Source organism: Bradyrhizobium sp. AZCC 1678 (genome assembly GCF_036924765.1).
Taxonomy (GTDB): domain Bacteria; phylum Pseudomonadota; class Alphaproteobacteria; order Rhizobiales; family Xanthobacteraceae; genus Bradyrhizobium; species Bradyrhizobium algeriense.
On record NZ_JAZHSE010000001.1, the window covers coordinates 5,551,165 to 5,571,299 of the forward strand.

Consider the following 20,135-nt stretch of genomic DNA (forward strand, 5'->3'; position numbering starts at 1 on the left):
TCCTGCTCAGGCGGATGCCGCAAGGGCGATGGGATCGAGCGAATTCGACACAAGGCGTGGGCCGGCATTCGGCCGCAACACGCGGGCGACGCCCGGATCTTCTAATCCCGGATAGATCTGGTGCACGACGTCGACAGTGAGGTGGTCCGGCGTATCGTCGAACACCACTTTGCCGCCCGAGAGACCAACGATGCGCTCGCCAAATTCGACTGCGTAGTCGACCTGATGCAGATTGCAGATGACGGCGATGCCTTCTTCCTTGCAGATCGCCTTGAGATAGCCGAGCACGACACGCGAGGTTTTCGGGTCGAGGCTGGCCACCGGCTCGTCGCACAAGATGACCGCCGGGCGTTGGGCCAGCGCACGGGCAATGCCGATGCGCTGCTGCTCGCCGCCAGAGAGCTGGTCGGCGCGCGCCATTGCCTTGTGTGTCAGCTCGACGCGCTGAAGACATTCCATTGCGATCTCGACGTCCTTCGTCGGGAAGATTTGAAGCGCCGAGAGGATCGACGACATCCCGGCCATGCGACCGACCAGGATGTTCTTGAGTACGGTGAGCCGCTTTACCAGGTTGTGGTGCTGGAAGATCATCGCGACCGGGCGCAAGCGTCCGCCGGCCGCGCGTTTGGAGTCAAAGATCGTGCCGTCGATGACGATCTGGCCGGCGTCCGGCGGCGTGAGGCCGTTGATGCAACGGAGCATGGTGGATTTTCCGGCGCCGCTCGGCCCCAGCACGACGAGGAATTCGCCTGACTTGACTTCGAGGTCGATGCCCTGGAGCACCGGCTTCCCACCGTAAGATTTCTTCAAACCTGCGATCTTGATCATCTGAGCAGTCCTATGCCGGAGGGTTGGTTACGGCGGGTCAGCGCAGCGGGCTCATTTCATCTTTTTCAGATCGAGATTGAGCGCCTTTGCGGTGTCCCGAATCACATCGTAGGCCGCATCGTTGGTTTCGACGAAGCGGTTGAGCTTGCCCTGGTCGGCCCAGGTGATGTCCTTGATGTTCAAGAACGCGGTCTTGATCTTTGCCTTCAGTTCCGGTGTCAGATTCTTGCGCCACACCGTCGGCGATTCCGGGATCGGGTCAGAACTCCACACGACGTGGATGTCCTCGCGCTTGACGAGATTCTTCTGCACTGCGGCGTCGAAGATGCGGTCAGCGATGGTGGCCGCGTCGACACGCTTGTTGGCGACCGCCAGTGCGTTGGCATCGTGCGAGCCGGTGAAAAGAACGCGGCCGAAGAACTTCTCCGGGTCGATTCCGAGCTTGAGCAGGCCGGCCTTGGGGAAGAGATGGCCGGAAGTCGAAGACGGATCGACGAACGCGAAGGTCCTGCCCTTCAGATCGTTGATGTCCTTGATGCCACTGTCTTTCCGTGTGATGATCTGGCTGTGATAGAAAGTACGTCCGGACTTTTGTGTCTCGGCGGTAGCAAACGCCTCGATGTTGGCCACGGAGGCGCCGAGCACATAGGAGAACGGGCCGAGATAGGCCACCTCGATATGACCGGCGCGCATCGCCTCGATGACGCCGTTGTAGTCGGCGGCAACGAACCCCTGCACCTTCATGCCGAGATTCTTTTCGAGCGCATCGAGCAGCTGCTGGCTCGACGCCAGCATCGCGCGAGAATCTTCTGATGGAATGAGACCGACGCGGATCACACCCTCTGCACGCAACACATTCGGCATGGCGACCAAGGCGCCGGCCGCAGCAACGGACCCGACGAGCATTTTCCGACGCGTGATGTTCATGTTTTCCTCCTGTGATTCCGTTGGTCTTTTTGACCATTGCCGGTGGTTTGTGATGGGCGCGTTCGCCTTTAGGTCTGTTTCACTACGCTGCCTTGACCGTCTGCCTTCCAATGAAATTCCTGCCGCGCTCGCCTTCCAGCGCCTTCTCGACCAGGCGTGTCCATTCCGCCGGCGAAACGCCGTAGGTGGCAGGATCAGTCTTGACACCGATCCCCTCGAGGAAAGACCGCAGCTTGCGGACACCTTCGCTGAGGTCCGGGCCAAAGATGCGGCGCAGTGCGGCGTCGCAGTCGGGGCTGTTGCCTATTGCCCACCCCATCACGATCGGCAGCGAGAACGAACAGGCGATGCCGTGGATCAGTCCGATCTTCAGCGTAATGTCGTAGGAGATGTTGTGGGCCAAAGCCGTCTTGGTCTGCGAGAAAGCGAAGCCGGCGAGCAGGCTGCCGCGCGCCTGACGGGTGCGCAGATCGACATCGCCGAGATTGTCGAGCAGGCGCGGCAACGTTTCGATGATCTCGCGTGCGGCCTCGACCGCGAAGCCGGCCGAGACCGAGTTGGCGTTGACGTTCCAGATGCTCTCGAGCGCATGTGACAGGGAGTCGAGACCGGTCGCCAGGGTCAGCCCTCGCGGCGCCCCAAGCATAAGCTGCGGATCGAGCACGGCGGCTTCGGGATAGAGCAACGGATGCGCCAGCGAATACTTGCTGCCGTTGGCCGAATCCCACACGGTTGCCCAATGGGTGACTTCGCTGCCTGTTCCGGAAGTAGTCGGCACCGCAATGATCGGCACGATCGCCGACGTGTCCAGCGGGGCCTTCTCGGTAAGATGGCGGCGGACATTCTCGAAGTCGCCCTTGCTTGCAGCCAGCACCTTGGCGGCATCCATCATCGAGCCGCCACCGAGGGCAACGATGACTTCAGGCGCTTGCGTTGCAGCGCCGAAGACACGGCAGGAATTCACCAGATCGGCGCAATCCGGGTTGGTCTCGATATTGTCGATGACGGCAACCGGCTCGCCCGCGACCTTTGTAAGGCGCGCCGCCAGATCGTTGAAAATCGATTGATTATAGGTCACGAGGGCATAGCGGCGCTTGCCGATCAGACCTCCGACTTCATCGAATGTCCCTGCGCCGAAGCGAACTTTTACGGGATTCCAGTAGGCCCACCGCATAACGTTCCACCCTTGATCGCGCCTGAAGCGCTGCTACTTCCGCGCTTCTCGTGAGCGCTCGTTGTGGTCCGGACCATTGCTGAACGCTGTTACATCGACAAATTGATTTTTTCAGATAAATAGATAGATTTGTTCTATGCGATACACCCAGATTCGCTCCTTCCATGCTGTGGCGACTGCAGGCGGCTTCAATGCCGCGTCGGATGCAGTTCACATCACGCAGCCGACGCTGACAGCCCAGGTCGGCGCGCTGGAGGAGGAGTACGGCGTCGAGCTCTTCATCAAGAAGGGCCGCCGCCGCGAGTTGACCGACACGGGACGGCAACTACTGGCGATTACGTCGCGCCTGTTTGCCGAGGAAGAAGAAGCGGTCGCATTCCTGGAGCAGTCGCGCGAGCTCAAGACCGGTCGGCTTTCGATTGGCGCGGTCGGCCCCTATCACGTCACCGAGATGCTTGCGGCCTTCAATCGCGCCTATCCGGGGATCGAACTCGCCGTGAAGCTCGGCAACTCGCACGAGGTCCTCGATGATCTTCTTGACTACAAGAGCGACATCGCGGTGCTAGCGCACATTGATGAGGACGATCGTCTTCTCACTCTTCCATATAGACGCCATCCAGTCGGCGTCTTTGTGCGCACCGATCATCCGCTGGCGAAGCAGAAGAGCGTCAAGATCTCCGAACTCGAAGGCGAACCACTAATTATCCGTGAGACCGGCTCTACGACGCGACGCGCGTTCGAGCAAGCGCTCGCTAAGGCAAAGATCAAGCCGCGCATCGTCATGGAGATCGGAAGCCGCGAGGCGATCCGCGAAGCCGTCATTCGCGGGTTGGGCATAAGCTACGTCTCCGAAGCCGAGTTCGTTCCAGACTCTTCTCTGCGCCTCATCCCAATCAGTAATGCGGGAATCTTCACCTATGCGCATGTTGTGATCTTGCGGAAACGCGAAACCAGCCGGATCATCCGCGCGTTTCTCGAAGTCGTGCGTAAGACAAAGGTTTCCAATACAAAGTAGCGTCGTTAGAGGTAATTGGGTTGAGCGGGAGTAATTGCCTGGAGAGCACTATTGGCCGAGCAATGACCGCTTTGGCTCAGAAACAGAAGAGGCTTAGCTTGCGCAGGCGACTTGCGTCTCTCGCGCGATGGCGAAGGCTTCCTGCACCACGCATTGTTCGCCCACTCCAAGATTCACACATCCGAGGCGGGACTGCGGACCGCACCAGTCTCGCACCAGAAACGATTTGAACAAACCGCAGCGAACGCAACCGAACTCGAACGAAAATGTAGAAGAATCAACGAAGCCGACCATTGTCCTCCCGCTCATAACGGTCTGGTTGCAGGTTCGAGTCCTGCCGGGCCCACCAAAAATCAATCACTTGGCAGGTTTCATTTCGCCCCCTCTGAGGCACCGCACCAGAAACGCCTATCTTCATTGCTCCTCGACGTGCTTCAGCAGTCGACAAACTACCGGTACGCGAGTGATCTGGCTACGATGTCTCCACTTGATCGTAGATTTGGTGGCTTCATCGCAAAAAAGGCGAAACACCGCGATGACTACGTTTCGCAAGTGTCCGCCTGCTCGATAGCAGTCTTCGCACCGGTGTCCGGGCCAAACTCTGTGGAAGAGGGAGTTTTGCAGAGAACGGCTCTCCTTTGGGTACTCCCTGGTCGTGAGCGAAACGCCGCCGTCTATGGATAGATGATCGCCTTGATAATCCCATCGCGACGCGCGACCTGTTGCTCAAATGCCAGCGGCGCCTGGTCGAGCGAGAAGCGATGCGTGGCTAAGGGTGCAAGCCTGACCCGGCCGCTCTGCGTTAATGCGATTGCTCGCGGATAGACCTCCGGCATGCGACGCGAAAATTTGATCGACAGGCCTTTGCGACGCGATTCGGCGCCGCTCAGGACGTATTGATTGTTTTCCGGAATGCCGACGATGACGACGCGGCCGCCGATACGGGCACTGCGCGCCGCGTGCTCGAAACCGTGCGAGGAGTCGGTCGCCTCGACCACGAGGTCGGCGCCGCGGCCGTCGGTCGCCCTCGCGACCTCTTCCTGGCTGCGGCAAGCAACGTCGGCGCCGAGATCGCAGGCCAGCGCCGTGCGTTCATCGACCGGGTCGATCGCGACGATCTTGCCGGCACCGGCCAACCGCGCCAGTTGCACCAGCAGCAAACCTACCGGCCCGCAGCCGAGCACCGCAACCGTTTCCATCAGCCGCGGGCGCGCCAGGTCCATGGCGTGGATCGCAACTCCGAGCGTCTCCAGGATAGCGGCAGCGGCCGGATCGATACTGTCGGGCACGATATGCACGGCGGACTTCGGCACGCAGACGAACTCGGCCATCGCGCCGTCGTTCGGCGCGTAGCCCAGGAAGCGCACGTTCGGGCACAGGTTGGTGTGGCCGCGGTGGCACCATTCGCAGCGGCCGCAGGAAATCGCGGGGTCCACCGCCATCAGCGCATCCGCCGGCAACCCTGCCCGTCGCGCGGTGTCGGGGGTCAACGTGCCCGAGAATTCATGGCCGAGCACAAACGGATTGATCCGGGTCGGGCCGGTGGTGCCGCCTTCGAGATAGGAATGCAAGTCGCTGCCGCACACGCCGACGGCCTTGACCCGCACAATCACCTCGTCCGCCGTCGGCGTCGGCGCCGGAATGTCAGTGACGCGGATGTCGCGAATGTCGTGAAGAACCGCTGCGCGCATGTCCAAGCCTTGATCCCTGCATGTCGTTGGCACCACGACGGGCAACCGTTGGCACCATACATATGTCCTTTTACAATTACAAATGTTCTACCCAGCCGCCGAAGGCTCAGGAACCTCGCATTTTTGCATAATGCTGCCGGTAGATCGCCCGCCGTTCCTGCAGGCCGGCGCGGGATGGCGCGTCCGGCTCGAGTGTGATCGTGGCGTTCCTCTCCGCCTCCCCGGTCAACGCGCCACCGCTGGCTTGCCGCGCCAAACGCGCGGCGCCGAGCGCCGGCCCGAGCGGGGCGAGTGGCGGCAACTGCAAGGGGCGATCGATCACCGTGGCGATGATCCGTCCCCAGAAACGGCTGCGCGCTCCGCCGCCGATTAGCGCGATCGTTTCAATGGGCGCGCCGGCTTCCGTGAGCGCGTCGTGGCAGTCGGCCATCGCAAAGGCGACGCCTTCCAATACAGCGCGGCCGATATGAAGCGGGCCTGCCGCGGCGCGCAGGTTCGACAGCGTAGCGCTGGCAAGCGGATCGTCATGCGGGGTTCGTTCGCCGCTGAGATAGGGCGAGAACACCGGGATCTCCGCCGGCGAAAAATTCGCGGCCTCGATCTCGGCGAGGAACCGCTCGATCGACGCGACGCCGAGGATACAAGCGATCCATGTCAGCGCGCTTGCAGCGCTCAACACGCATCCGTGCTGGCCGAACAGACCAGGCACGGCGTGCCGGTGGGTGTGCATGCCTTGGCCTCGGGCCGGCACGAAGCGATCATTGGCGACGAAATAGACGCCTGACGTGCCAAGGCTGATGAAGGCGTTGCCGGTCCGAACCACGCCGGCGCCGACCGCACCCGCCATGTTGTCGCCCGCGCCGCCGGCGACCGGAAGATGCACCCGCAACCCGAAGCGCTGCGCCAGCTCCGGCCGCAGCGTGCCACCAATCATGCCGCTCTCGACTAGCTCTGGCAGGACATCGGTCGCGATCCCGCACGCTTCGGCAAGCCGCGGCGACCACACGCCGGCCCGCGTATCCATCAACAGCGTCGCGGAGGCGTCGGCACGATCGGATACGGCGTCGCCAGTGAGGCAGAGCCGTACATAATCCTTGGGCAGCAGGATCCGGCGCGTGCGGCGGATCGCATCCGGCTCATGGCGCGCCAGCCACAGGATCTTCGGCGCGGAAAAGCCGGGCATCGGCCGGGCACCGGCGAGTTCGGCGAAATCGGGGAGCCTGGAGTCGAGCTCGGCGCATTCGGCCGCCGCCCGCCCGTCATTCCACAACGGCGCTGGCCGGATTGGCCGGCCGGAAGCGTCGACCAGCGCGACACCGAGCATTTGACCCGACAGGCCGATCGCTGCGATACCGGACATCAGCTTCGGATGGTCGGCGGCGAGACGATCGAGAACGGCAGCCGCCGCCGTCCACCACGCGTCGGGATGCTGCTCCGACCATAGCGGTCGCGGACGATCGATCGAGAGCAGCGCCTCGGCGCTCGCCTGCTCTCGGTCCTCGGCGTCTACGATGATCGCCTTGACGGCGGAGGTCCCGATGTCGAGCCCGAGATACAAGCTCACCGCCGCTTGCCGATCAGCTTGAGTGCGCCGGCCGCGGCCTTTTCATCCGTCACCAGCACCTTGCCGATCCGCCCCTGCAGGGCCGCCGCAATGATCGGCGCCTTGTTGGTCCCGCCGGCAATCAACATTACGGTCGGCGCCCGCGCGAGCTTTTCGATCGGCAACGCGATGGCGCGCGCGTTGATGCCGTGGCTGATCTGCCGGCCCGACTGGTCGAGGTACTGTCCGAGCACGTCGCCGACGGCGCCGGCACCGCGCAGATCCTCGATGCCGACGTCGGGAGGAAGTCCGTGGCGCACCAAGAGCGAGCGCGGCGAGAGATCCCCCATGCTGAGCAGCGCGAGATCGATCCGGTCGACGCGGTCCAAGACCTCCGCATAGACTTCCTGGGCCATGAAGGTGTCGCGCGAGCGCCGGCTGCTGGCATAGATCGGTGCCGCCAGGTAACTACATTTGGCATGCAGCCGGCGCGCCAGCTCGCCCGCGATCTCGAAAGTATTGAGTTCGAGCCCGCGCGAGAGCCCGCCCATCATCGAGACGATCCAGAGGTCGGGATACTCCGCAGGTGTGACGTGACGGATGGTTTCGCGCAAGGTCGCGCCCCAGCCGATGCCGATGGTGCGCGGCTTCTTCTCTTCCAGGAATTTCGACAGGTAGGCCCCCGCCGCCATTCCGATCAGGCTCGCCACCAGTTCGGGGTTTTCCGGGCTCGGGATCACCACCGCATCGTCGATCCCGCATTGCTGCCGCAACTGATGCTCAAGCTCAGTACAGCTTGCGAACGTCGAATTGAGCCGGATACTGACGATGCCACTGTGGCGCGCCTCCGAGAGCATGCGGTTGACCCGCGCGCGCGTCAGTCCGAGCCGCTCGCCGATCTCGGCCTGGGTCAGGTTCTCCATGTAGTAGAGCCAGGCGACCCGCAGGATGGTCTGGTCACTCAATGTGTAATCTCCTGCAGCAGCCTCAGAAGCTCGTCATGGATGTGACCATTTGAGGCGATCTTTTCCAAATCGTCAAACTGCGAATCGGCGCCGGCGACCGTGGTCACGCGTCCGCCCGCTGCGCGCACCAGCGGCATCGCGGCGGCATGCGAGACGAGATCGGCCTTGATCGACACAAAGGCATCGAGCCGGCCGGCCGCAATCCATGTCATTTCGAGCGCGCCCGAGACGACGATGCGGACACCGCGCACCGCCGAGCCAAGCCGCTCGATAATGGCCGCGGCCGTCCGGACTTCGTCGGGCTGGTAATGCGAGGTCAGGATCACCGACACCACCGCGTCTGCAAGCGCGCGCGTGTGCGACACCCGCACCGGCTCGCCATTCACCGTCGCCAGCGCGCCCCGCACGTAGCGGCCGCGGATATCGGCCAGCGGCGACTCGATCAGGCCGACCAACGATTCGCCGCCATCATGATAGGCGGCGCTGACCGAGAACCACGGTAGACCGACAGCGTAATTCACGGTACCGTCGAGCGGATCGATGATCCAGCGCGACAGGCTTGCGCCACCGCTAAAACCCCTCTCCTCCGACAGGATCGCCGCCCCCGGTGTCAGTGCTCTTAGCCCATCGATCACGATCCTCTCCGCGGCGAGATCGGCATCCGTAACGATGTCACGCAGTTCCTTGCGCGTTGTCGCAAGCGGCGCGCGCTGCATTGCGACCAGCGTCGCGGCCGCCTCTGCTACCACCGGCTCGGCGCCGCGCATCAGCGCCATTAAATCCTTCTCAGCAGACATCGGCATCAAGCTCTGTTGGTGGAAGCTGTTCAATTCAGGCTGCCTTCACGCCGGGCACGCCATCCTCGACCACGAAGGTTGCGAGCCGACGCACCGCGCTGTGCGCGTCCTTGACGTCGTCGACCGCCTCGAAGCCGACCGTGCAGGATCGCGAATCGAGCTCCATAACCGCGTAACCGCGCTTCTCGCCATTGGCATAGATCAGTTCCGGGTTGCCGGCGAGCGCGCTGCGCACGCCGCTCTCGCCTGGCCCTTGCGAGGTGATCGAGGTGCCGACGAATTCGGCCGCGATGGTCGACCCACGCGGTCGCGAACACTCGCGCTTGAGATCGGCAGCAAAGTAAGCGTGGCGGTCACCGCCGATGACGACCGGATTGCGCACCTTGTGTGTGACGATCGAATCGAGCAGGCGGCGGCGGGCATTGGGATATCCATCCCAGCCATCCATCCAAAAGCGGTCACCGCTCTCGGCGTCCTTTCGCTTGGCTTCAGCCATCAAGGTCTGCTGCGCCACGACGGTCCAGCGCCCGCGCTTGTCTTGGAACCGTGCATCAAGCCATTGCTCCTGCGGACGCCCGAGCATGCTACGCATCTCTTCCGTGCGCTCCGGGCAGTCCTGTACCCATGTCGGACGTCCGCCATTCACGCAGGCTGGCGCGGAGCGATATTGACGGTCATCGAGCAGCAGCATGTCCAGCATGTCGCCGAAACGATAATGCTCGTAGATGGTCGCGTTTGGGCCATGCGGACGCGCCGACGGCGGCAACGGCATGTGCTCGTAATAGGCCTGATAGGCGGCGGCCCGGATTTTCAGGAAATGCTCCGGATCGCGCGTCGTGTAGGAGCGATCATTGGCATAGTCGTCCGCTACCTCGTGGTCGTCCCAGACCGACAGCCACGGAAAGGCGGCGTGCGCGGCCTGCAGGTCGGCGTCGGATTTGTAGAGTGCGTAGCGATTGCGGAATTCAGCAAGCGTTGTCGGAATCCCGACGCCGTGCTGGCGGACGTGGCGCGAGCCCCAGGACTTCTCGTAGATGTAGTCGCCGAGATGCACGACCAGATCGAGGTCGCGCGCGGCCATGTCACGATACGCGGCGTAGTAGCCCTGCTCGTATTGCTGGCAGGAAGCGAAGGCAAAACGGAATCGGCTATTGCCCCCGGCCGGCGCGGTGCGGGTGCGCCCGACCGGGCTCACCGCCGACCCGGCGCGAAACCGGTACCAGTAGACGCGGCCCGGCCGCAGGCCTTTCGCCTCGGCATGCACCGAATGCGCAAGCTCCGCGGTCGCGCGAACGACGCCGTGTGCTGCGATGCGCGCAAATCCTTCATCCTCCGCAACCTGCCACTCGACCTCGACCGGCGAAGCCGGCATCCCGCCCTCCTCGAGCGGTCGCGGCGCGAGGCGTGTCCATAGGATGACGCTGTCCTCGCGCGGGCAGCCGGACGCAACGCCGAGCGTGTATGGATCCGTGCTGAACGTCACCGGCGCACCGCGCACGATCCCGAATGGCGAAGCCACCGCAGCGCTGGCCAGCGAGCCGGTGAGGAATCGCCGGCGTGGAATCATGAGGCTGCTCATGATGGCGCGGCCGCGGATATCATCTCGCGCCGGATATTCACCGCGAGATCGGGCCGGTCTGTTGTGATCTGCCGCACCGGCTGCGCCAGCCAGTGGGCGATCTCCTGCGGCTCGTTCGTCACCCAGGCACCGAGCCGGCCGCGACCCAGAACTTTCAGCGCCAGCGGCTGCGCCAGCGCCAGCAGCGACTTCTCGATCGCCACGATGCAGTCGGGAATGGCGGCCAGACGGTCGAGCGCCGTCGCCATGCCGCCCATCATCTCCGCCGACCGGCGGTCCAGCGAGACCAGCACCCGCGCCTGCGGGTTCAGCCGTCGCACAATCTCGATCGCGCCAGGCACGAAGCAGGTGAGCACGGCGCGTTGCTCGAGTCCGCGCCGCTTCACCGCGTCGACCAGACGCTCTTCGATGCCCGGATAGGGATTGCCGAAGGCGTCGGTCTTGATCTCGATGTGAAGTTCGAGCGGTGAATCGCTGAACAGGTCGAGCACGGCATCAAGCGTCGGAATGCATTCCTCGCCGGCGTCGCGCAGGCGCGTCGCGGTCAATTGCTTCAACGTACGGACCCCGACCAGTCCGGTGTCATGCGTGGTGCGATCGAGCAGCGGATCGTGAATGACAACGAGCCCACCGTCGGCGCTCTGGTGAATATCGAACTCGACCGCTTCGACGCCAAGTCCGCATAGATTGCGGAAGCCGAGCAGACTGTTCTCCGGCCAAAGGTCGCGAGCGCCGCGGTGTCCGGCGATGAAAACCATACTTCGTCCCTATTTGCTGCTGTCGATAAGCCCTTTGAGGAACCAGCGCTGCAACAGCAATATCACCAGCGTCGGCGGCAGCATCGTAAGCAGCGCGCCGCTCATGGCGATGTTCCAGGCCGGCTCGCTGTCGGAGCGCGGGATTAGGTTCTTCAGCGCGATCACGGCGGTCGCCATGTCCTTGTCGGTGGTGAACAGCAACGGCCACAGATACTGGTTCCAGCCGAACAGGAACAGGATGATCGCGAGTGCGATGATGTTCGAGACCGACAGCGGCAGCAGGATGCTCCAAAAGAAACGCAGCGGCGACGCGCCGTCGAGCCTTGCGGCCTCACACAATTCATCCGGCACGGTGAGGAAGAATTGCCGGAACAGGAAGGTTGCTGTGGCCGACGCTATCAGCGGCAGGATCAGCCCCGGATAGGTATTGACCATGTTCCATTCCAGCGTGATCGTAACATCGTGACCGCTGATCCATTTCCAGAGATCGGCAACGTGAAGCATATCGGCGAGCCATTGCAGCGGCAGCGCGGCATTCGCCACCGCTTCGAACGTCGGCACGATCCGAACCTCGATCGGCAGCATCAGCGACATAAAGATCAGCCAGAACGCCAACATCCGGTAACGGAAGCGGAAATAAGTGATGGCGAAGGCGGAGAGTAACGACACCGCGATCTTGCCGGCGGTGATGCCAACCGCCACCACAATGGAATTGAGGAACGTGCGGCTGAAATCGGCCTTGGCCCATGCCGCCTGCAGATTGGCGACAAACTGGCCTCCCGGCAGCCACGGCAGCGGCACCTTCTGCACTTCGGCGATCGTCAGCGACCCCGCGACAAACGCAAAGTAAAGCGGCACGCACACCAATAGCGCGCCGGCGATCAGGATCGCGTGGCAGATCGTGTCGAGGACGGGCGCGCGTTCCACCATGCGGTCAGACCCCGTAGTTGACCTTGTGGTCGAAATAGCGGAATTGCAGCAACGTGCAGATCAGCGCGAACGTCATCAGCAGCACCGACTGCGCCGCCGAGGAGCCCAGGTCGAGATTGATGAAGCCGTCGACATAGACCTTGTACACCAGGATGTTGGTCGCGCCGGCCGGCCCGCCATGGGTGACCGCATCGATGATGGCGAAGGTTTCGAAGAAACCGTAGATGAAGTTCATCACGGCGAGGAAGAAGACGGTTGGTCCAAGCATGGGAAGCGCAATCAGGAAGAAACGCCGTATCGGCCCGGCGCCGTCGACGGCAGCCGCTTCCATCAGCGAGGCCGGCACTGCCAAAAGGCCGACGGCCAGGAAGATGTAGTCGTAGCAGATGTGCTTCCATGACGCCGCCATGATCACAAGCCACAGCGCGTCGTTCGGATTTCGGTTGGGATCCCAGGAAATCCCGAGCGCGTGCAGCATGTGTGCGAGCGGGCCAACGACCGGATTGAACAGGAACGCCCACAGGATGCCGGCGATCGCGGGCGCGATCGCATAGGGCAGCAGGATAAGGGTCCGGTAGACGGAACGTCCGCGCACCACCCGGTCGCTGGCGAATGCCAGTACCACGGCGACCGCAAGCGTAATCACATTCTGCGTCACCGTGAACCAGATCGTCGTGACAATCGACTGGCGATATTCGCCGCTTGCGAACAGCGCCTTGAAATTGTCGAACCACACAAACTGGACGTTGCTGCCGAACGGATCGCTCAGCAGCACGGACTGCATCAGCGCGCGCAGCGACGGGATGAAGAAGAAGCAAACCAGGATCAGCAACTGCGGCAGCAGCAATAGCGTCGGCAAGCCGGCCTCACGGCCGAAATTCGCCCGCTTCAGCCCCGGCTCGCGATCGGGCTGGCCGCGCCTGGGCGTCCGCGCCCTGATGGGCCGGGGCGTCACTGAGCTATGCTCGGCAACGGTTGCGCCGGGCGATGGGTGCTGCGATCTGACCAGGCCGGAAGGCTGCGCTACCTGCACCGCGGGCGATTCCGGCCAGATCGGCGAGCTTGCGATCGGCGAGCTTGCATTCATTTCGGCTCGCGGCCCGCCTCGGCGTCTTTTCCGGCGTTAAGCTTCTCGAACTGCCGTAGGATTTCGTTGCCACGCTTGACGGCGTCATCCATCGCCTGCTGCGGCTGCTTCTGGCCGGTGAACACCGCTTCGACCTCGCTGCGCTGCGCCAGCATCGTCTGCACGAAATTGCCGAAACGGAATCCGCGCGAATTGTCGTTGGGCGTGCCGCGCGAGAGCTGCAGCACCGCGATCTCGCGAGTCGGATGCTCCTTGTAGTAGCCACGCTCGCGCGCCAGCGCATAGGCTTTGCTGGTCGCCGGGACGTAACCGGTCACGCCATGCCACCACACTTGCGTCTCCGGTTGAGCGACGAAATCGAGGAAAGCGGCGACCGCGTCGTAGCGCTCCGGCGTATGGCCTTTCATCACCCAGATCGCGCCGCCGCCGATGGTGCTGTTGAGCGGCGGATTGATATCGTTCTCGTGCGGCAGGAAGGTGGCGCTCCACTCGATCTTGGCGTTGCGCTCGATATTGCCGTGCGACGCGGTCGAGTTGACGAAGGTCGAACAGCGTCCGGAGGTGAACAACTGCTCGGGGCTTAAACCCTGGCCGGCGATCTGCAGGACGCCATCGTCAAGCCATTTCTTCAGGCGCGCGACTTGCGAGACCACCTTGGTCTTGTTGTACACGAATTCGGTGCCGAGCCCACCGAAGCCGTTGGCGAGCGTGCCGTAGGGCTGGTTGTTGATGGCGCTGTAGTTCTCCAGCAGGCTCCAATAGAAATCGCCCGGCAGTACCGTGCCGCACTCGCTGACGCCCTTTGCCTTGATGGCATAAAGCTGCGCCTCCAGCTCCTGCCAGGTGTCAGCCGGCTTGTCGAAGCCCGCTTTGCGGAAATGCTCCTTGTTGTACCAGAAGATCGGGGTCGAGGAGTTGAACGGCATCGCCGACATCCGGCCCTTATAGCTCCAGAAGCTCGCCACCGGCTTGATGAAGTCGGGCCAGTCGATCTTGTAGCCCTTCTGATCCAGGAGATCCTGCACCGGCACGATCGCGCCGGAGAGCAGCATCGTCAGGTAGCCGCGCTCGGCGATCTGCACCATTTCGGGCGGGCGCTTGGCGCGATAGGCCGCGATTACGCCATTGGTCACCTCGTCGTAATTGCCCTTGGCGACCGCGACGACGGTGTATTTGTCCTGCGAGGCGTTGAATTTCTCGACAAGTTCGTTGAGCCGGTCGCCCAGCACGCCGCTCATGGCGTGCCACCATTGCACCTCGACGCGTGCCGCCTGCGCAGGTGCTGCCAATGCCAAAACCCCCAACAAAACCGCCATGAATGCCGTTTTCTTCATGGGTAATCCTCCCTCCCGCGGTCCGGCAAGCCGGCGCCTCAAAAAACCCGTCCGCGATCATTTGTATTTCTACAATGACATATGTGTCGGCATGATGAAAGGGCCCGGGTGCGGTGATTTTTGGGCGACTTCAGCGCCGCTCGCTAAGTCCGGTTGGTCCGTGCGCAAGGTGCCTGGCACGATCGACCGCGAGCACGGCCGGGCATTGGCTCAGGAAGGCCCCCTACTCGATCGCTGGAGTGACGCGCCATCTGCTCAATCAGCGAGTTCGATGAGGATGGGTTGATGATCGGAGGCGTCGGTCTTGCCGTTGACTTCGACGCGGCGGACCAGACCGGTCAAATCTTCTGTCGTGAAAATAAAATCGCGACAGTCGGGGCCATCAACCCACTGCGCATGATCGTAAAGTCCGCAGGTCGGCGATCTCGATTGGCCCGGGTGACAGATGGTCCATGCGTCCCGATAGTTGAGGCCGGAACGCACCGATTGATGAATCAACGCGTGCTGCGAGTCAGACACATCGAAGTTGAAATCACCGCACAGTAGGCTCGACGCTGCCACCGTCTGACCTCCGTAAGGGTCGTTGTGTTGTGAATCGGACACTTTGGGGCTCGTCGAGGCTTCCTGCTGCAGGTCCAGCAGCCGGGTAATCTGGGCTTCGCGCTGGCCTGCAGAGTGATATTCGAGATGCGTGTTGACGATCCGCAGAGCGCCGAACGCGGCCTGAACCGTGACCTCCAGCGCGTGACGGCGCATGCTGCGCATGGCACCTGCTCCCGGCCACGGCAGAAGGTGATTGGCAATCTGCAAGATCGGCAAGCGCGACAGCGTCATGTTCCCGAATTGGTGTAATACGTTCGCGCTGTCCATCGTTTCGATAGCCGGTCTAAACACCGGCAGATAACCGGGTAGCAGTGCAGCAATTTGCGCACTTTGATCCATATCGCCATCGAGTTTGGAAAAACCGGAAGATACCTCCTGGAAACAGAAGACATCGGCGTCGGCCATTTCCTTCGCGACGGCAACGATCCGCGCCAGGTCGGTCACGCCATCGCAACCCTTTCCGCACTGGATATTCCACGTGACCAACCGCATCAGCGGATACCCGCGCGCATGAAGGATTGGACGAACTGCCGCTGGAACAGCAGGAACGCGAACAACAGGGGCGCCATCGTCATTACAGTCGCGGCGGTGATGATCGACCAGTCTACGCCGGTTTCCGGTGCGCCGAACACCGCCAACCCTACCGTCAGAGGTCGCGCCTCGACCGAATTCGTGACGATCAGGGGCCACAGGAAATTGTTCCAGTGATAGCTGACCGAAACGAGACCGAACGCGACATAGGTGGGCCGCGCCAGCGGAACGTAAACCCGCCAGAGGATCTGCAACGGCCCTGCCCCTTCGACCCGGGCCGCTTCCACCAGCTCTAGCGGAACACTCTTGAATGTCTGGCGTAACAGGAAGATGCCGAACGCGCTCGCGAGATACGGCAGCGCGATCGCCGGAATGGTGTCCAGCAATCCGAGCTTTCCGATCATGCGGTAATTCTCGACAATCAGTACGTCGGGCATAATCAGCAATTGGAGCAGGACGAGCGCAAACGCGATGCCGCTGCCTTTGAACTTGAAGCGCGCGAAGGCGTAGGCCGCCAGCGTTGAGAGGACGAGCTGTCCGATCAGGATCAGAACAACCAGGATGACCGTATTCAAGTAGTAACGACCGAACGGCGCCTGATGCCATGCCCGCGCAAAATTCTCCAGCGTCCAGGGCGCAGACAGGCTGAACGACGTTGCATAAGCGGCAGGATGCAGTGCGCTCCAGAACGCGTAGGCCAGCGGCGCAAGCCACAGCAGCGCCAAAAGCCACGCGGCAACTGCCTCAAGAGGATGTGTCCGCCCGTTCATTGATAGTGGATCCTGCGATCAAGATAGCCGAACTTGATCAATGCGACGGTGCTCAGCAAGACCAGCAGCACGACGGTCAGCGTTGCTGCATAGGCCGAATCCTGGAACGTGAATGCAACTTCATAGATGTAATACAGCAGCAACGTACTTGCGTTATTGGGGCCGCCTTTGGTCATGATGACAAGGTGATCCACCAACTTGAATGAATTGATGACCGCGTTGATGGCCACAAATAACGTGGTCGGCATCAGTAACGGGAAGGTGATCCGCCGGAACGTGTACCAGCGGCTCGCTCCTTCCACGGCCGCCGCCTCCTCGAGATCAGGCGAAAGCTGCTGAAGCGCGGCGAGATAGAAAATCATGAAGAAGCCGGCCTCCTTCCAGATCACCATGACGATCAGACAGCCCATCACCGTGCTTGGATCGCCAAGCCAATTCCAGCCCCCGAAACCGAACAATCCGCGCAACTGATCGAGCAATCCATAGTCCGGCGTATAGAAAAACAGCCAGATGTTTGCGACCGCTATCATCGGCAGCACGGTGGGCGTGAAATAAGCGAGCCGCAGGAAGCCGCGTCCTCGCATATTGCGGTTGACCCAGATCGCCATCGCCAGCGCCAGCGCGATCGACGTCGGAATGGTACCGAGCGCGAACCAGAAATTGTTGGCTAATGCTCTCCAGAAAATCGGATCGGCTGCCATCGAGTGATAACTGTCAAGGCCGACGAAGGCCTCGGTGCCATTCCGGCGCGTGATAAAGAAGGAATGCCGGATTGTCGCCAATATCGGGTAGTGCGTGAACGCAAGCAGCAGCACGGCCGCCGGCAACAACAGCAGCCAGGCGTTCACTGCGTTCCACCACGCGTGCGATCTCGCCTGGCGCGCAACTGATGACATGACGAGTTGATCGGACATTGGCTTATTGGGCCGAGTGGCGGCGAATCCCTACCCGGCCCCCTTTTTTTATTTATATGCGCGGAGTACGCGGTCGGCCTGCTGCTGAGCGGCAGCAAGTGCCTCCTGCGGCTTCTGCGCGCCGGTGACCGCCGCCTGCACGGCATCTCCCACAAACTTGTAGATGCGGCCATTTTCGTGAACCGACAATTCCGGCACGGCATGCTCAAGCTGATCACGGGCAACGGTCGCGGCAGGGAAACCCTTTGCATACGCCTCCATCGCCGGCGTCTTGTAGGCCGCCGGAGAAACCGCGACGTAACCGGTTTTCATGCTCCACTCCGCTGCGCGCTCAGGAGCTGTCATCCACTGGATGAATTTGACGGCGGCCTTCTGCTGCTCGGGGGAAGCGCTCTTGAATATGTAGAAATTGCCACCGCCGGTCGGCGAACCGCGCCGCTCCTTGGCAGGCAGCATGGCAACGCCAAAGTTGAACTTGGCAGCGTCCTTGACCGCAGTCAGGTTACCAGTGGTGTGCCACATCATCGCGGTCTTGCCTTCGAGGAAATCGGTGCGCAGCGTCGCCCAGTCGATGGTGCCCGTCGGCATCACATTATGCTTGCGCGACAGGTCGACCCAATAATCCAACGCGCCCACCGTCTTTGGTGCCGTGAGATAAACCTCGTTACCGGGTTCGTTCATCAATTTCTGGCCGTTCTCGATGGCAAGCGCCTGCAGCATCCAGTAGGCGTAGCCGGTTGTCGGAATTTCGACGCCCCAGCGCGTGGTGTTGCCCGATGCATCCTTCTTGACAAGTTTCTTGGCCATTTCGGCCATTTCGTCCCAGGTCGCAGGTGCCTTTTCCGGATCGAGGGCCGCTTCCTTGAAGGCGTCCTTATTCCAGTACAGCACGATCGTCGAGCGCTGGAACGGAATGCTCCAGGTCTTGCCGTCGATCTGTCCGTTCGCCATGAACGCCGGATAGAATTCCTTGAACCACGACTTGTCAGTGACAAGACCATCCATTGGCACAATTGCGTTTTCGTCCATAAGTGTGAAGACGTCGGTCGACAGCAGCACCGACAATTGCGGCGGTTGACCGCCCTTCATTGCCGTCATCGCCTTGGTCATCGTATCGGTGTAGTTGCCGGCGTAGACCGCGGTCACTTTGATGTCCGCATTCTCTTTCTCGAAACGGGAGACCATGTCGTCGATGATCTTCGTCACCGGTCCGCCCACCGCGACCGGATAATACATGGTCAAATCGACAGCCGCAGCGGGACGCGCGCCCAAAAATAGCACCGCGACTGCAGTCGCCGCCAGCATTGTTCGTCGAACCAATATCATGTCGTCCTCCCATGTCACTTTTTTGCCGCGCCGAGACCGTCGTTTCAGTTTCAGCCAGTTGCTATACGCCTTGCCTCATTGAGCATCGGCTCCAGCCGCCGTTCCGATTTCTGGTCAAACTGATGTTCATGGCCGGCGTCCCAGGCAAGCCTGACGTCATCGCCTGGCTGAGCCTTGCTGAAACCGTCCTGCCGCACCGAAACCGGCTGACCCGCGATTTCGCACAGAATGATGCTGTCGGCACCCAGATGCTCGACGGTCTTTACGCGCGCGGCTTGACCGTCCTGCGCCACGATCTGAATATGCTCTGGTCGAATGCCGATGAGGCGGTCGCCCTGCGAGATCAAGTTCATCGGCGGCGTTCCGATAAATCGCGCCGTGAATGCCGTCGCTGGCCTATTGTACAATTCTTCCGGTGAGCCGTTTTGCTCGACACGGCCGTCGCGCATCAGCACGACGCGATCTGCCATAGTCATGGCCTCGGTCTGATCGTGCGTCACATAGACCATCGTCATTCCAAGTCGCTGCTGCAGCGCCCGAATCTCGGTCCGCATCTCGTGACGCAGCTTGGCGTCGAGATTTGAAAGAGGTTCATCCATCAGGCAAACCCGCGCCTCGGCGATGATGGCGCGTCCGAGTGCGACTCGCTGGCGCTGACCGCCGGACAGCTGAGACGGCTTGCGCTCGAGCAAACGTCCGAGGCCGACGATATCCGCAACACGCTTGAGCCGCGCATCGCGCTCGGCGCGGGACACACGCCGCACGCGCAGGCCGAAGACAATATTCTCCGCCACGCTCAGATGCGGAAACAGCGCATAGGACTGGAACACCATGGAGATTTTGCGCTGGGCCGGCGTGAGATTGGTTACGTCCGTGCCGCCGATCGCAATTGTGCCCCCGTCGAGCTGCTCAAGACCTGCAATCAGGCGAAGCGTCGTGGATTTGCCGCAACCCGATGGACCGAGCAGCACCAGTAGCGAGCCTTCCTCCGCCGTGAGACTCACGTCGTCGACGGCCCGCATGGGACCCCAATTCTTGGAAACGTGATCCAGCGTAATCGCCGACATGATCTATCCGGTTCAACGTTGTGCTGCTGCCGCGCACGTTAAGTCGCGCGAAAGCGTCTTGGTCCGTTGCTTCTTTTGTCCTGACATCATTCTCAATCAGTCAGCCAGCGCAGGCGAGCGATCCGGCCGTGACGAGGACCTGTTCTACGGTTGGTCGACCGTTCCCGCGCCCATCGCCCGGGAAGCCTTCCAAGGCTTTTCTCCGCGCCCGCGCATTATCTATTCCTCCGATGTTCATCTGAACACAGAGTGCGAGCGAATGAAATAGAAATTGCGCAATTTATGTTCGAATGATA

General features: G+C 61.8%; 19 protein-coding genes. 2 read left to right on the top strand and 17 right to left on the bottom strand.

The genetic code is table 11. From position 1 onward, the window contains the following. Positions 1-6: 6 nt before the first annotated feature. The 3 genes from phnC to psrA all read right to left on the bottom strand — a co-directional run bounded on the left by phnC (position 7) and on the right by psrA (position 2,929). Entirely contained in the window at positions 7-828 is an 822-nt protein-coding gene (phnC, locus tag V1294_RS26660) for a phosphonate ABC transporter ATP-binding protein (protein WP_334367535.1), read from the bottom strand. Between the two features lie 51 nt (positions 829-879). Continuing rightward, positions 880-1,755, bottom strand: coding sequence for a phosphonate ABC transporter substrate-binding protein (phnD, locus tag V1294_RS26665; RefSeq protein WP_334484883.1), 876 nt, complete (start codon positions 1,753-1,755; stop codon positions 880-882). 82 nt (positions 1,756-1,837) lie between these two features. Continuing rightward, on the bottom strand, positions 1,838-2,929 hold the full coding sequence (psrA, locus tag V1294_RS26670) for an iron-containing alcohol dehydrogenase PsrA (protein WP_334501275.1): 1,092 nt from the start codon (positions 2,927-2,929) through the stop codon (positions 1,838-1,840). A gap of 136 nt (positions 2,930-3,065) precedes the next feature. On the opposite strand from psrA, the gene V1294_RS26675 reads away from it, so the two are divergent. Beyond that, the gene (locus V1294_RS26675; protein WP_334367532.1) at positions 3,066-3,944 is read left to right on the top strand and encodes a LysR substrate-binding domain-containing protein; all 879 of its coding nucleotides are present in this window, start codon (positions 3,066-3,068) and stop codon (positions 3,942-3,944) included. Between the two features lie 674 nt (positions 3,945-4,618). On the opposite strand, the gene V1294_RS26680 is transcribed toward V1294_RS26675, so the two are convergent. The 14 genes from V1294_RS26680 to V1294_RS26745 form a co-directional block, all read right to left on the bottom strand. Next, a complete protein-coding gene (locus tag V1294_RS26680; protein ID WP_334501278.1) occupies positions 4,619-5,635 on the bottom strand; it encodes a zinc-dependent alcohol dehydrogenase in 1,017 nt (338 codons plus the stop codon). Positions 5,636-5,741: 106 nt separating this feature from the next. Then, on the bottom strand, positions 5,742-7,199 hold the full coding sequence (gene xylB / locus V1294_RS26685; protein WP_334501281.1) for a xylulokinase: 1,458 nt from the start codon (positions 7,197-7,199) through the stop codon (positions 5,742-5,744). Then, a complete protein-coding gene (locus V1294_RS26690; protein ID WP_334501284.1) occupies positions 7,196-8,143 on the bottom strand; it encodes a sugar-binding transcriptional regulator in 948 nt (315 codons plus the stop codon). Before V1294_RS26690 ends, xylB begins: the two co-directional genes overlap by 4 nt. Then, a complete protein-coding gene (locus tag V1294_RS26695) occupies positions 8,140-8,940 on the bottom strand; it encodes an inositol monophosphatase family protein (RefSeq protein WP_334501287.1) in 801 nt (266 codons plus the stop codon). Before V1294_RS26695 ends, V1294_RS26690 begins: the two co-directional genes overlap by 4 nt. A gap of 34 nt (positions 8,941-8,974) precedes the next feature. Then, positions 8,975-10,519 carry an alkaline phosphatase D family protein gene (locus V1294_RS26700; RefSeq protein ID WP_334501289.1) on the bottom strand — a complete coding sequence of 515 codons (1,545 nt, stop codon included), beginning with the start codon at positions 10,517-10,519 and terminating at the stop codon, positions 8,975-8,977. Beyond that, a complete protein-coding gene (locus V1294_RS26705; RefSeq protein WP_334484897.1) occupies positions 10,516-11,277 on the bottom strand; it encodes a glycerophosphodiester phosphodiesterase family protein in 762 nt (253 codons plus the stop codon). The genes V1294_RS26700 and V1294_RS26705 overlap by 4 nt, the downstream gene beginning before the upstream one ends. Positions 11,278-11,286: 9 nt before the next feature. Next, positions 11,287-12,207 (bottom strand): ABC transporter permease subunit, encoded by a 921-nt coding sequence (locus V1294_RS26710; protein WP_334484899.1) that lies wholly within the window; start codon positions 12,205-12,207, stop codon positions 11,287-11,289. Positions 12,208-12,211: 4 nt separating this feature from the next. Then, on the bottom strand, positions 12,212-13,162 hold the full coding sequence (locus V1294_RS26715) for an ABC transporter permease subunit (protein ID WP_334501291.1): 951 nt from the start codon (positions 13,160-13,162) through the stop codon (positions 12,212-12,214). Positions 13,163-13,290: 128 nt separating this feature from the next. Next, positions 13,291-14,628 carry an extracellular solute-binding protein gene (locus V1294_RS26720; protein WP_334484903.1) on the bottom strand — a complete coding sequence of 446 codons (1,338 nt, stop codon included), beginning with the start codon at positions 14,626-14,628 and terminating at the stop codon, positions 13,291-13,293. 255 nt (positions 14,629-14,883) lie between these two features. Further along, positions 14,884-15,723 (bottom strand): endonuclease/exonuclease/phosphatase family protein, encoded by an 840-nt coding sequence (locus V1294_RS26725; RefSeq protein ID WP_334355887.1) that lies wholly within the window; start codon positions 15,721-15,723, stop codon positions 14,884-14,886. After that, the gene (locus V1294_RS26730) at positions 15,723-16,532 is read right to left on the bottom strand and encodes a carbohydrate ABC transporter permease (protein WP_334501293.1); all 810 of its coding nucleotides are present in this window, start codon (positions 16,530-16,532) and stop codon (positions 15,723-15,725) included. Before V1294_RS26730 ends, V1294_RS26725 begins: the two co-directional genes overlap by 1 nt. Beyond that, entirely contained in the window at positions 16,529-17,446 is a 918-nt protein-coding gene (locus V1294_RS26735; RefSeq protein ID WP_334501295.1) for a carbohydrate ABC transporter permease, read from the bottom strand. Before V1294_RS26735 ends, V1294_RS26730 begins: the two co-directional genes overlap by 4 nt. 48 nt (positions 17,447-17,494) lie before the next feature. Next, positions 17,495-18,751, bottom strand: coding sequence for an ABC transporter substrate-binding protein (locus V1294_RS26740; protein ID WP_442895465.1), 1,257 nt, complete (start codon positions 18,749-18,751; stop codon positions 17,495-17,497). A gap of 71 nt (positions 18,752-18,822) precedes the next feature. Then, entirely contained in the window at positions 18,823-19,839 is a 1,017-nt protein-coding gene (locus tag V1294_RS26745) for an ABC transporter ATP-binding protein (protein ID WP_334484913.1), read from the bottom strand. Between V1294_RS26745 and V1294_RS26750 the strand changes: the two genes are divergently transcribed. After that, entirely contained in the window at positions 19,838-20,107 is a 270-nt protein-coding gene (locus V1294_RS26750) for a hypothetical protein (RefSeq protein ID WP_334501299.1), read from the top strand. The genes V1294_RS26745 and V1294_RS26750 overlap by 2 nt on opposite strands. The last annotated feature ends 28 nt before the right edge of the window (positions 20,108-20,135 follow it).